The 12,994-nt window shown below is 70.0% G+C and carries 10 protein-coding genes; 6 read left to right on the plus strand and 4 right to left on the minus strand.

Going from position 1 to position 12,994, the window contains the following annotated elements:
- Window positions 1-4: 4 nt before the first annotated feature.
- From IT072_RS01745 to IT072_RS01755, 3 genes are all read left to right on the plus strand, one after another.
- Window positions 5-1,402, plus strand: coding sequence for an LLM class flavin-dependent oxidoreductase (locus IT072_RS01745; protein WP_223359075.1), 1,398 nt, complete (start codon window positions 5-7; stop codon window positions 1,400-1,402).
- Window position 1,403: 1 nt separating this feature from the next.
- On the plus strand, window positions 1,404-2,828 hold the full coding sequence (locus IT072_RS01750) for an NtaA/DmoA family FMN-dependent monooxygenase (RefSeq protein ID WP_223359076.1): 1,425 nt from the start codon (window positions 1,404-1,406) through the stop codon (window positions 2,826-2,828).
- Between the two features lie 107 nt (window positions 2,829-2,935).
- Window positions 2,936-4,282 (plus strand): YibE/F family protein, encoded by a 1,347-nt coding sequence (locus IT072_RS01755; protein ID WP_223359077.1) that lies wholly within the window; start codon window positions 2,936-2,938, stop codon window positions 4,280-4,282.
- A gap of 24 nt (window positions 4,283-4,306) precedes the next feature.
- On the opposite strand, the gene IT072_RS01760 is transcribed toward IT072_RS01755, so the two are convergent.
- Window positions 4,307-5,032 (minus strand): glucosamine-6-phosphate deaminase, encoded by a 726-nt coding sequence (locus IT072_RS01760; RefSeq protein WP_223359078.1) that lies wholly within the window; start codon window positions 5,030-5,032, stop codon window positions 4,307-4,309.
- 56 nt (window positions 5,033-5,088) lie between these two features.
- Between IT072_RS01760 and IT072_RS01765 the strand changes: the two genes are divergently transcribed.
- Window positions 5,089-5,943: a GntR family transcriptional regulator gene (locus IT072_RS01765; RefSeq protein ID WP_223359079.1), complete on the plus strand. Its 855-nt coding sequence runs from the start codon at window positions 5,089-5,091 to the stop codon at window positions 5,941-5,943.
- A 13-nt stretch (window positions 5,944-5,956) separates the two neighbouring features.
- On the opposite strand, the gene IT072_RS01770 is transcribed toward IT072_RS01765, so the two are convergent.
- The 3 genes from IT072_RS01770 to IT072_RS01780 are packed head-to-tail and all read right to left on the minus strand — an operon-like array spanning window position 5,957 to window position 9,661.
- Window positions 5,957-7,723 carry a dipeptide ABC transporter ATP-binding protein gene (locus tag IT072_RS01770; protein WP_223359080.1) on the minus strand — a complete coding sequence of 589 codons (1,767 nt, stop codon included), beginning with the start codon at window positions 7,721-7,723 and terminating at the stop codon, window positions 5,957-5,959.
- Window positions 7,720-8,673 carry an ABC transporter permease gene (locus IT072_RS01775; protein ID WP_223359081.1) on the minus strand — a complete coding sequence of 318 codons (954 nt, stop codon included), beginning with the start codon at window positions 8,671-8,673 and terminating at the stop codon, window positions 7,720-7,722. The genes IT072_RS01770 and IT072_RS01775 overlap by 4 nt, the downstream gene beginning before the upstream one ends.
- Window positions 8,674-8,704: 31 nt before the next feature.
- Entirely contained in the window at window positions 8,705-9,661 is a 957-nt protein-coding gene (locus IT072_RS01780) for an ABC transporter permease (RefSeq protein WP_223359082.1), read from the minus strand.
- A gap of 113 nt (window positions 9,662-9,774) precedes the next feature.
- Between IT072_RS01780 and IT072_RS01785 the strand changes: the two genes are divergently transcribed.
- Together IT072_RS01785 and IT072_RS01790 are read left to right on the plus strand one after the other, a co-directional pair.
- Window positions 9,775-11,418 (plus strand): ABC transporter substrate-binding protein, encoded by a 1,644-nt coding sequence (locus tag IT072_RS01785; protein ID WP_223359083.1) that lies wholly within the window; start codon window positions 9,775-9,777, stop codon window positions 11,416-11,418.
- Complete coding sequence (locus IT072_RS01790; RefSeq protein WP_223359084.1) at window positions 11,418-12,920, plus strand: leucyl aminopeptidase family protein; 1,503 nt, start codon at window positions 11,418-11,420, stop codon at window positions 12,918-12,920. The genes IT072_RS01785 and IT072_RS01790 overlap by 1 nt, the downstream gene beginning before the upstream one ends.
- Window positions 12,921-12,994 lie beyond the last annotated feature (74 nt).

Genomic DNA, 12,994 nt, shown 5'->3' on the forward strand with positions numbered 1-12,994 from the left:
CGACATGCCCCGCCCCCTCCGCTTCAACGCCTTCGTGATGCACACCAACTCGCACATCCACCACGGGCAGTGGCGGCGCCCCGACGCCGGCCAAGTGGACTTCGAGGACATCGCGCTGTGGATCGACCTCGCCAAGCTGCTGGAGGCGGCCAAGTTCGACGCGATCTTCCTCGCCGACGTCAGCGGGGTCTACGGCGACGCGGATGCCGACTTCGACGTCTACATCCGGGAGGGTCTGCAGATCCCCAGCCATGACCCGCTCACCCTGGTCGCGGCGATCGCGACGCACACCGAGCACCTGGGTCTCGCGCTCACCTCGAACGTGGTCCAGAACCACCCCTTCAACTTCGCCCGGCAGATCTCGACCCTGGACCACATCTCCAAGGGACGGGTGGCGTGGAACATCGTCACCGGCACCCAGGACAACGGGGCCCGCAACTTCGGCCTGCCCCGTCTCGTCGACCACGCCGAGCGATACGCCTGGGCCGAGGAGTACGTCGATGTCACCTACAAGCTGTGGGAAGGTTCCTGGGACGACGGCGCCCTGGTGAAGGACCGCGAACGCGGGATCTACTCGGACGCTTCCAAGATCCACACCATCGACCATGTCGGCGAGCGGTACGCCGTGCAGGGACCGCACCTGCCGTCGCCGTCGCCGCAGCGCACCCCCGTCCTCTACCAGGCCGGCTCGTCGGGCTCCGGGCGCGCCTTCGCGGCCCGCAACGCCGAGGCGACGTTCATCATCGCTCCGTCGCCGGCCCTGGCGCGGGAGCAGATCGCGGAGACGCGTCGACTCGCTGTCGAGGCCGGCCGGCGCGCCGACGACATCACCTTCTATCAAGGGCTCAGCTTCGTGATCGGCGACACGGAGGAGGAGGCCCGCGACAAGGCGGCCGAGTACGAGAAGTACGTGAGCATCGACGGCTACCTCGCGCACAGTGCGCTGGTCGACGCGGAGGGGCGCGCGTACGACCCCGACACCCCCCTCAGCGAGGTCCGGACGGACACCATGCGCGGGTTCAGCGAGTGGGTCCGCAAGGCGGTCACCGACCGTGAACCCACCATCAGGGATGTCGCCCTGGTGATCTCCCGCCAGACCCGCGTCGTCGGCACCCCCGAGCAGATCGCCGACGTGCTCGTCGAGTGGCAGGACGCCGGGGTGGACGGCATCAACGTCATCAACTGGGTCATCCCCGGATCCTTCGAGGAGTTCGCCGAGAAGGTCCTGCCGGTGCTGCGCGAACGCGGGCTCGCCCAGAGCGAGTACGCTCCGGGGCCGCTGCGCCAGAAACTGTTCGGCGAACCGCTGCTGAACGACCGGCATCCTGCCGCGCGGTACCGTGGAGCCTTCTCCGGCACGGCGGCGGACACCGAGCCGGCTCTCGTGCAGGAAGGCGTCTGACATGGCCGAACCGAAGCAGCTCTTCGTCAACCTGTTCGAGATGGCGTGCGTGAGCCACATCACCCACGGCCTCTGGCCGTTGCCGGGCAACAACCGCGAGCGGTTCGCCGACCTCGACTACTGGCTCGAGCTCGCGCAGCTCCTGGAGCACGGCGGTTTCGACGGGATCTTCCTGGCCGACGTGATCGGAGCCTACGACGTCTTCCGCGGTGGACCGGAGACGGCGCTGCGGGAGGGGCTCCAGAGCCCCAACATCGACCCGCTGCTCCTCGTCCCGGCGATGGCCGCGGTGACGGAGCGGCTCGGCTTCGGGGTCACCTTCTCGACGACCTACGAGCCGCCGTTCGCCTTCGCACGGCGCATGTCGACGCTCGACCACCTGACCAAGGGCCGCATCGGCTGGAACGTCGTCACCTCCTACCTTCCGAACGCCGCCCGCAACTTCGGACTCGACGAGGAGCTCCCGCACGACGAGCGGTACCGGCGCGCCGACGAATACCTCGACGTCCTCTACAAGCTCTGGGAGGGGTCGTGGGACGATGACGCGGTGATCGCGGACCGGGAGGCGCGCGTCTTCACGGACCCGTCGAAGGTGCGCTACATCGACCACATCGGCGAACACCACCGCGTCGCCGGTCCGCACATCGTGCACCCGTCTGTGCAGCGCACTCCGGTGCTGTTCCAGGCGACGGGGTCACCCGCCGGTATCGAGTTCGCCGGACGGCACGCCGAAGCGGTGTTCACGGGAGGCCGGACCAGCGAGCAGTTCCGGGCCAACGCCGAGGGGATGCGCGACTCCGCCGAGCGTCACGGCCGCGCCCGCGACGACCTCCGTTTCATCGCGATGGCGGGCGTCATCGTCGGCCGCACGCAAGAGGAGGCCGAGGACAAATGGCGGCTGTATCAGCAGCACTCGAGCCTCGACGGCATCCTCGCGCACTCCAGTCTGCCCGTCGACCTCACCGCGTTCCCGCGGGATATCACCGTGCGCGAGGCGCTCGCTCGCGCCGAGTTCCCCGCGGAGAAGGTCCCGTACCTGCCGCTCGACCGCACGGTCGGAGAGGCGCTCGACTTCGTCAAGGGAAGCCGTGACGATCGCTTCCTCGTCGTCGGCGACCCCACGACGGTGGCCGACGAGATCGAGCGCTGGCTCGACGAGGACGGCCTGGACGGCATCAACCTCCGCCAGTACCACTCGTTCGACACGGCGCGCGACTTCGCCGAGCTGGTCGTTCCCGAACTCCGTCGCCGGGGCCGCCTCCCGCGCGAGGGCGAGCGGTCCGGCACGTTGCGTGAACGGTTGTTCGGCGCAGGCAACGCCCGGCTGCCGGAACGGCACACGGCCGCCCGGTACCGGGGCGGGGCGAACCTGGATGTGCCCGTCGAACCCCTGCGTCTCGATTTCGCCGACGCACCGTCGTTCTGATCGCCGCCGTCCTGCGAGGATTCTCCGCTGCTCCCATCGTCCCTTGAGCGCCGGGCAGCCGCCGCCGGATACTCTGGCACGTCCCCGTCCGTCTCCGGAGGTCGCTCGTGTCGCACGCCCATGTCCGTTCCCCTGGTGTCTCGGGTACGCCGCGTGCAGGCCGCACGCTGCGCACCGTCGTGGTCGCCATCCTCATCGCGGCCGGGCTGGCCACGGTCGCCGGGCTCGCTCTGCTCTGGCCTGATGGCGGGGCGGTCGCGCACGCGCGGTCCAGCATCCAGTTCGCGGCGCCGGGGACGACCTTCCCGACGGGACGGATCACCGCCCTGTCGAAGGACTGCCCCGGATACTTCTCGTCGGACGCGAGTGCCACGGGATCGGCACCCGGCGACACCCGAGTGTGCCGGATGGCGACGGTGAGGCTGCTCGACGGAGCGCACGCGGGGAAAGCCGTCTCGCTGCCGCTGCTGTGGCCGTGGGCGAGCGCGGGCCTGAACGTCGGGGATGAGCTGGAGCTGGTCGTCCCGCCCACCTCGGCCTCGTCCGCAGCCGGGTCCGGCTCGGCGGATCCCTCGACGGTGCAGGGGGTCACCGTCAACGGCGTCGTGCGCGACCACTCCCTCCTGGTGTGGGTGATCGTCTTCGTCGTGATCGTGGTGGTCGTCGGGCTGCTGCGCGGGCTGATGTCGTTGATCGCCCTGGGCTTCAGCGCGTTCGTGCTGGTCCAGTTCGTGCTGCCCGCCGTCATCTCGGGCAGGCCCGGGCTGGCGGTCGCCGTGGTGGGCGCGTCCGCCATCATGTTCGTCGTCCTGTACCTCGCGCACGGCCTCTCGATACGGACGAGCGCCGCGCTCCTCGGCACCCTGTTCGGGATCGCGGTCACGGCGGGAATCGCGCAGCTCGCCGTCACGACCACGCACCTGACCGGCGTGACGGGAGATGTGGGCGGTCTGCTGGCCGGGGTCACCCAGATCGATTTCCGCGGCCTCCTGACGTGCGCCATCGTCATCGCCGGGCTCGGGGTCCTGAACGATGTCACGGTGACACAGGCGTCGGCGGTCTGGGAGCTGCGTGCGGCGTCGCCAGGGCTGACCCGCCGTCAGCTGTACCTCCGCGCGATGCGCATCGGCCGCGACCACATCGCCTCCACGATCTACACGATCGCGTTCGCCTACGCGGGCGCAGCGATGGTGGTCCTGATCGTCCTCTACCTCTACGATCGCCCCGCTCTCAGCCTCCTGTCGCAGGAGGACCTCGCAGCCGAGGTGGTCCGCACCCTGTGCAGCGGCATCGGTCTGGTGCTCGCGGTGCCCGCGACCACCGCGATCGCAGCGCTGCTGGTGCCGAGGGAGGTCGTGGTGAGCGATCGGAGCGCGTGGGATGCTCTTCGCCTGCGCTGGTACGCCTTCATGCCCCGGCCGGCCGTCCCGGAGGCTCCGCGCCGCGAGTACTGAACGGGGCGGTCCGTGGCGCCGCGGTCACGGCAGGAGTGCTGCCGCGGCAGGGTCGGCGTACACCACCGCGTCCTCGTGCAGACGCAGGAACGAGGCCGGGCACGCCGCGTCGATCGGTCCGGCCACCGCGGCGGCGACGGCCTCCGCCTTCGTGGACCCGGTGGCCACGGCGATGATCGAGCGCGCCCGCAGGATCGTTCCGACGCCCTGCGTGATCGCCTGGTGCGGAACCTCGTCGGGGTGATCGAAGAATCGTGCATTGTCGCTCCGGGTCCGCGCTGCGAGGTCGACCACGCGGGTCACGGAGTCGGCTGGGGAGCCCGGCTCGTTGAAGGCGAGGTGCCCGTTGGCGCCGAAGCCGGCGAGCTGGATGTCGACTCCGCCGGCATCGGCGATGGCACGCTCGTAGTCGGCGCAGGCCTCGTCGAGGTCGGGGCGAGTACCATCCGGGACGTGCAGTGCGGAGGGGGAGAGGCCGAGCGGGCGGGCGAAGGCCGTGCGCAGCGTCGCGGCGTAGCTGCGGGGATCGTCGGGCGATATGCCCACGTACTCGTCGAGAGCGAATGCCCGCAGGTTCGCGACGTCGAGGCCGCCCGCGACACGACGGGCGAGAGCACGATACACCCCCAGCGGACTCGATCCGGTCGCGACCCCGAGCACCGTGGCGGGAGCCGACGCGATGGTGGCGGCGATGCGGTCCGCGATGCTCTCGGCGAGCGTCTCCGGGTCCGCGACGACGATCAGTTCCATGTGTCTTCATTCCTTGTATGATGTGTGACTTGACAGGTTGAGAACCGGAGGAAGCAGTGCCAGCGAAGGCGCAGACGAACGACGACGGATCCCGCCCGGGGGGGCAGAAGCGCGTGCTCCGATACCAGTACGTCTACGATCTGGTGATCGACCTGATCCAGGACCAGAACCTCCAGCCCGGGGACCAGCTGCCGAGCACGGCGGAGCTCGCCGAGCTGGCGGGGGTGAGCGTGATCTCGGTCCGGCGCGCTCTCGACGAGCTCACCCACCGGGGCAAGATCGTGCGGCACCAGGGCGTCGGCACCTTCGTCGCCCCGCGACGCATCGTCAGCGAGCCTTCGCGACCGGGTGCCCTGCTGCAGACGCTGCGCGGACCGTCGGGGGACGACGTGCACCTCGAGACCGAGCTGGTGAGCATGCTCGTCGGCATCCCGAGCGACCAGCACGCGACCGCGCTCGGCATCGAGCCTGGTGCTCCGGTGTGGGAGGTCGCCCGCCTGCGTCGTCTGGGGAGCACCCCCAAGGTCCTCGAGACCGCCGTGCTCCCGCTGTCTCTCGTGCCGTCGCTCGACGAGGCCCATCTGGCCGCGGGCGGCTCGCTCTACGAGCTGCTCGCCGACCGGTACGGCTACACCGACGAGTTCGTCGAGCAGGCGATCGAGGTCGACGAGCCCACCTCCTGGGAGCGCGGTCATCTGGGCCTCTCGGCCAAGGACAACGTGGTCCGCATCCGCGGTGTCAGCCTCGGGGCCGACGGGGTCGCGTTCGACAGCTTCCGCCAGACCTACCCTGCGCACGACTTCGTGTTCTACGTCTCGGGGACGTCTCGGCAGCGCCTGGTCGAGCCGCACCGCGACGGGAGCTGGGCGGTGCGCCCGCTCGGAGCGCCGGCGACCGCCGGCGCCGACTGATCGGCCCGGCCGCTCACGACGCATTGCGCCGCAGCGGGTCCGGGCTCGGAACGCTTTCGAGCAGCCTCCGCGTGTACGGCTCTCGCGGATCGTTCACGATCTGCCACGGGTCGCCCTGTTCGACGATCCTCCCGGCGCGCATCACCACGATCCGGTCCGCGTAGGCGGCCGCCGTGGAGAGGTCGTGGGTGATCATCAGGATGCCCATCCGGTGCTCGCGTCGCAGCCGGTCGAGCAGCTGGAGCACGCCCGTGCGCACCGACACGTCGAGCATCGACACCGGCTCGTCGGCGAGCAGGAGGCGCGGCCGCAGCACGAGGCTGGCGGCGATCGCCACCCGCTGCCGCTGGCCGCCCGACAGCTCGTGCGGGAAGCGCGTCGCGTACACCTCCGGGTCCAGGCCGACGTCGGAGAGGGCCTCTGCGATGAGCGCCCGGCGCTCCGCGTTCGAGGAGCCGATGCGGTGCACCTGCAGAGGCTCCATGACGAGGTCCTGGATGCGGAGGTGCGCGTCGAGCGCCTCGTACGGGTCCTGGTAGATGAGCTGGACGTCTCGGCGCAGGGGCCGCCACTGCCGTGGTGACAGACCGGTCACTTCCGTGCCGTCGATGCGGATGGAGCCGGATGTCGCCGGCTGCATCCCCACCACGGCTTGCAGGGTGGTGGTCTTGCCGCAGCCCGACTGCCCGACGAGGGCGACGAGCTCGCCCTCGCGCACGACGAGGTCGATCCCGTCGACGGCCGGGGACGACGCGGTCGTGGCGCTCTCGTCGGCGTCGGCGATGGCGGTCTCGTCCGACGACAGCCGCCCGGTGGCGATGCTCTCGGTCGGAGTCTCGATCGGCGCCGGGGACGGGGCGGCGAAGTCGATCGCGCCGGGGGCGGCTCCACGTCGCGATCGGCGGGCCTTCTGCCCGTAGACGACACGGAGGTCGCTCACCCGCAGCAGGTCACCTCCGTCGGAGGTGCGCTCGGTCTGCGTTACGTCGTAGAGGTTGGGCGTCGCCTCGAAGAGCTCGCGCGTGTAGGGGTGCGTCGGGCGACGGTAGAGGTCGTCGACGTCTCCCTCCTCGACGATCTCGCCCGCCCGCATGACGGCGGCCCGGGTGCAGGCCTGTGCGACCACGCCGAGGTCGTGGGTCACCAGCACGAGTGCGAGGTTGAGGTCGCGCGAGAGCCGGACCAGGAGCTGGAGGATCTGATCCTGCACCACCACATCGAGCGCGGTCGTGGGCTCGTCGGCGAGCAGCACCCGCGGCTCGCAGGAGAGGGCCATTGCGATCACGGCGCGCTGCTTCATGCCGCCCGACAGCTGGTGCGGGTAGCGTGCATCGGTGCCGTCCGGCAGGCCGACCTGGCGCAGCAGTTCCCGCGTGCGTGCGACCGCCGCCTTGCCCGTGGCGACCTTGTGCACCTCGAGCGCTTCGCGGATCTGCCAGCCGACCGTGCGCACCGGGTTGAAGGCGCTCATCGCGCCCTGGAAGACCATCGCGATGTCCGTCCATCGGTGGGCGCGCATCCCGGCCTCGCCGCGGGCGATCACATCCTCGCCGCCCACGAGCACGGAGCCCGAGACCGTCGCCGAGGCGGGCAGCAGGCCCATCGCCGCGAGGATGGTCGTCGTCTTCCCGCAGCCGGACTCGCCTACGAGGCCCACCCGCTCGCCGGGGGCGAGGGAGAGGTCGATGCCGCGGAGGGTGTGGATGGGCTCGCCGCCGCGGCCGTCGCGCGGGTCGAACCACACGTTGAGATCCCGGATCTCGAGCGCGTCGCCCGTCATAGTGCGTCCTTCCCGCGACCGACGAGTGGTCGCAAGCGCCAGGTCCTGACCGACAGATACGAGGAGCGCAGCCGCGGGTTGAGGGCGTCCTCGATGGCGCTGCCCAGGAGGTAGCAGCCCATGATCAGCAGGGCGACGGCGATCCCCGCCGGCACGATCGCCCACCACGCGCCGGTGCTGATCGCGTCGCGTTCGAACGCGTGCTCCATGATCGTCCCCCAGGTGACCGCGGTCGGGTCGGAGAGCCCGAGGAAGGCGAGGGCCGTCTCGTTGAAGATCGCGAGCGTCACGGCGAGCACGGCGTTCGCGATGAGCAGCGGCCCGAGCTGCGGCAGGATGTGCCGCAGGATCACGCGGGGGCTGCTCGCCCCGATCGACTCCGCCCGGCGGATCGACACCCGCTCCCGCAGCGTCTTGACCTGCGCCCGCACGATGCGCGCGGTGCTCGTCCACATCAGGAAGCCGATCACCAGCACCACGTGCCAGAGGCTCGGCCCCCAGACGGTGGCGACGACGATCATCAGGACGATCTGCGGGATGACGATGAAGTAGTCGGTGATGCGCATCAGGATCACGTCGGTGATGCCGCCGAAGTATCCGGACAGGATGCCGAACAGCGCGCCGATCACGATCGCGATGACGGCGGCCGTGAACCCGACGATCATCGAGATGCGGCCACCCAGGAGCACCAGGCTCAGGACGTCGACCCCGCCGTCGTCGCAGCCGAGCCAGTGCTCGAACGAGGGAGGCGCGAACACCGCGCAGCTCGGCTCGGTGGTGCTGTACGGCGCGAGGAGGTCCGCCCCGACCGCGAGCACGACGAAGAGCGCGATGATCGCGATGCCGACGATCGCGGGGGCGGTGGTCAGGGAGCGCGCCATTTCGGCCCAGACGCCTCCGCGCGAACGCGTCCGGATCGTGCGCGGAGTGGTGCCGGTCGGAGTTCCCATCGTCGTCTCCTTGGTCATCGCTGCCTCCGCGTCATCGTGACACCCGGGGGTCGAGGCGGAAATACACGAGGTCGGCGAGGTAGTTCAGGAGCACCACCGTCACCGTGATGAAGAGGAAGCCGCCCTGCAGCATCGGGTAGTCGCGTTGCAGGACGGCGTTGTAGAGGGCGCGGCCGATGCCGGGCCACGAGAAGATGACCTCGACCAGGATGGAGCCGCTCACGATCGCGCCGAGCGAGAGCGCGATCTGGGTGATGGTCGGCAGCGCGGCGTTACGGAGTGCGTAGGACGAGATGATGCGCCGTCGCGGCAGGCCCTTCGCCCGGGCCGTCAGGACGTAGTCCGCGCCGAGCGTCTCGAGCATCGCGGAACGGACGATGAGCGCGTTCTCCGCGTAGAGGGTGAGCACCAGCGTCAGCACCGGCAGGATCATGTGCCGCAGGGTGTCGACGAACTGCTCGCCCGGTGACAACGCGATCGCGAACGGGTCGTTCATCCCGACGGAGGGCAGCACGCCCGCGAACAGGATGAGGATCATCATGCCGAGGAACTGGGTGGGGAACGCGTAGAAGACCACCGCGAGGTTGGTGGAGAGATGATCGCCGATCGTGCCCCGCCGCACCGCCGAGAACACGCCGACGCCGATGCCGAGGACGATCGCGATGACGGTGCCCGCGGTGACCATCGGAAGTGTGTTCGCGAACGCCTGCCAGAGGTTCTCCGCCACCGGCTGACGGTTGGCGAACGAGACGCCGAGGTTGCCCTGGAACAGCTGCTGCAGGTAGAGGAGGTACTGCCGCCAGATCGGCTGGTCCAGCCCGAACTCCACTTCGAGTGCGTGCTTGAGCGCCGGGGACGCGTTGGGGACGCGCGAGATCCGGGTGACGGCGTCGCCCGGCAACACGCGGAACAGGACGAAATTGATCGTCAACGCGACGAAGATCGTCACGACGGCGAAGAGCGAGCGTTTCCAGACGTACCCTCGCATCCGGTCTCCTTCCGAGCTTGACCTCTCGCGGTGGTGGTCATCATACTAAGCGCAATAAGAGTGTGAAACCGAGCACCGGAATCGAAAAAGCGATCTCACGAGGGAAGGTTTACATGAAGGTAATACGCGCCCTGGCCGCGGCCGCCGCTCTGGCGGCGACCGCGGGGCTGATGACGGCCTGCTCCCCGTCCGGATCCAGCGACACGGTCCTGCGCATCGGCGCCAGCGCCACGATCGACTCGCTGAACCCGTTCGTGTCGAGCTCGGACTACAGCAGCGTCGTCTACGAGTACGTCTATCCGCACCTCACCGAGTACGACACGAAGGACCTCTCCCTCGTCCCGTCGTTCGCGACCTCGTGGTCGACCTCCGCGGACGGCAAGACCTGGACCTTCGACACCGTCACCGGCGCGTCCTGGTCGGACGGCAAGCCGTTGACCGCCGAGGACGCCGCCTTCACGATGTCGATGATCATCGCGCACAAGGACGGTCCGACCGGCCAGCTCGCCGGCTTCGTCAACCACATGACGTCCGCCGTCGCCACCGACGACCACACCCTCGCGGTCACCTACGATCAGCCGGTCGGGAACGTGCTCGCGCAGCTCCAGCAGCTGCCGATCCTCCCCGAGCACGTCTGGAAGAAGCTCGCCGCCGGCGACGGCAAGGAGATCACCTCCTTCCAGAACGGTGCACCGATGGTCTCGGGCGGCCCGTTCGAGCTCACGCAGTACAAGAAGGACCAGCTCGCGCTCTTCCAGGCCAACCCGAAGTGGTGGGGGAAGACGAAGCCTACGATCACCGGCTTCGGCCTGCAGTTCTTCGCCAACGACGACGCCATGGTCACCGCCCTCAAGACGGGGCAGGTCGACATGATCGGGGAGTCCACGCCGGCGACGGCGGTCGCGTCGCTGAAGAAGGCCGGCATGGTCGTCGACACGGCGCCGTCGGTCGGGTTCTACGACTTCATCATCAACACGAACCCGAAGAAGAAGAACCACCCCGAGCTGCTCGACCCGAAGGTGCGGGAGGCGTTCGAGTACGCGATGGACCGGGAGTCGATGGTCAAGACCGCCTGGCTCGGCCTGGCCACACCGGGGTCGACGATCGTCTCGCCGGCCAGCGGCTGGCACGACGACTCCATCCAGGGGCTTCCGTTCGACCTCACCAAGGCCAACGCCATCCTCGACTCGCTCGGCTACACCAAGGGATCGGACGGGATCCGCGTCGCCGACGGCCACCCGATGGCCTACGACGTCATCTTCCCGACCGAGATCAACGGGGCGGGGGACCGCATGTTCCAGATCATCCAGAACGACCTCCAGCAGGCCGGGGTGAAGCTGACCATGCGCAAGATGGACACCGACGCGGCCACCACCGCGATCAACGGTCCCGGCAACACCTACGACGAGTTCGACCTCGCGATGTGGGACTGGATCCCGCCGGTCGACCCCGACTTCCAGCTGAGCGTGCTGACGTGCGCGCAGTGGGGGAACAACAACGACAGCGGCTACTGCAACCCCGCCTACGACGCCCTCTACGCCCAGCAGGCGGTCGCCCCCGACCGGGAGGCCCGGCAGGCGATCATCGACCAGATGCAGAAGATCGCGTTCGACGACCGGCCCTACATCGCGCTCGTCAATCAGAACGTCGTCGAGGCGCACTCCCCGAAGTGGACGGGCTTCCTGCTCTCGCCGCTGGTCGGCTCCGTCAACAACCTGTCGACGCAGACGCTCCTCGGCGTCCACCGGGTCAAGTGATGGCGACGACGATCGCGGCGATCGACGTCGATGGCATCGCCGCGACGCTCGCCGCCCGGCCGGAGGCTGCCCTCGCGGTCGCGGTGCGCCGCGCGGAAGGGGGGCTCGCGGGAGGGGCGGGTGCGGCGGCCGCCGCGCGCCTGCTCGGCGTCGACGTGGTCGCGCTCGCCGGGGCGGCGCTTCCGCGGGAGCATTCGATCTTCACGACGGGCGTGGTCGCCGTGCCGTCGGCGGACGCCGTGCGCCGGGTCGTGGTCGTCGACATCGGCGAGCTCCCGCCCGGGCGGGTTCTGTCCGGCGACGCCCTGTTCGGGGCGGCGCTCGCCGCGTCCCGCGCGGCCGACGGCGCGATCGTCTCGCTGCTCGGCCTCGAGGTGGCGGACGCCGCCGGCCTCCGGCTGGTCGCTGAGGGGCACGCAGCGGGAGCCTGGCGCTATCGGCGGGAGGGCGCGCCCCTCGTCGCGCGTGCCGAGGCGGAGTGCGTGATCGCGACCACGGGCATCGCCGACGCCGCACGCATCCTCCACCGGGCACGGATCGCGGCCGACGCCGTCGCCTGGGTGCGCACGGTGGTGGAGACGCCGCCCAACCTCCTGGGACCCCGGGCGTTCGCCGACGCCGTCGCGTCCTTCGCGGCCGACTGCGCGGGGGACGCGGTCTCGATCGCCGTGTGGGACGAGGCGACGCTCGCCGAGCGCGGGTTCGGCGGGACCCTGGGAGTGGGGAGCGGGAGCGTGAATCCGCCCCTCGTGATCGAACTGCGCGTGAACGGCTCCGGCCTCGTCACCGCTCTCGCTGGCAAGGGGATCACGTTCGATTCCGGCGGTCTCAACCTGAAGCGCGATCTCGGCGAGATCTCGTGGATGAAGACCGACATGGCCGCCGCCGCCGCGGTCGCCGCCGCGGTCATCGCCGCGGCCGCGCTCGGCGGATCCGGCCCTCTGCACGCTGTGCTCCCGGTGGCGGAGAACATGCCGGGCGGCCGGGCGCAGCGCCCGGGAGACGTCGTGCGGCACCCGGACGGGCGCACGACCGAGGTGGTCGACACCGACTGCGAGGGGCGGCTGGTGCTCGCCGACGCTCTGGCCTGGCTCGTCGCCGCACGGCCCGCGCGCGTGATCGATGTCGGGACCCTGACCGACTCGGGGGCGGTCGGCACGGCCTTCTGGGGGTGCTGGGGGACGTCGGCGGTCCTCGCGGAGGAGGTGCTCGCTGCGGGGAGGGCGGCCGCCGACCCCGGTTGGTCGCTTCCGCTCCACGAGTCGTATGCCGAGCTGCTGACATCCCGGGTGGCGGACATCGCCAACACGTCGGTCGAGGGGCCGGACACGGGTCAGCTGGCCGCGACCTACCTGCGCGCATTCGTCGGGGACGTGCCGTGGGTGCACATCGACAACGGCTCCTCCGCGTGGCTCGAACGGGACGCCGCGCCGTGGCCGGCCGGTCCGACGGCGACTCCCGTGCGTGCCTTGATCGAGCTGCTCGTCTCCGCGGGGGAGTGACCCCGAGGCGGGTGGCTATTCTCCGAGGCATGTCTATATACTCTGTATAACAAGTAGCTTCCAGAGGAAGGTCG

It is taken from the genome of Leifsonia sp. ZF2019 (assembly GCF_019924635.1).
Classification (GTDB): domain Bacteria; phylum Actinomycetota; class Actinomycetes; order Actinomycetales; family Microbacteriaceae; genus Leifsonia.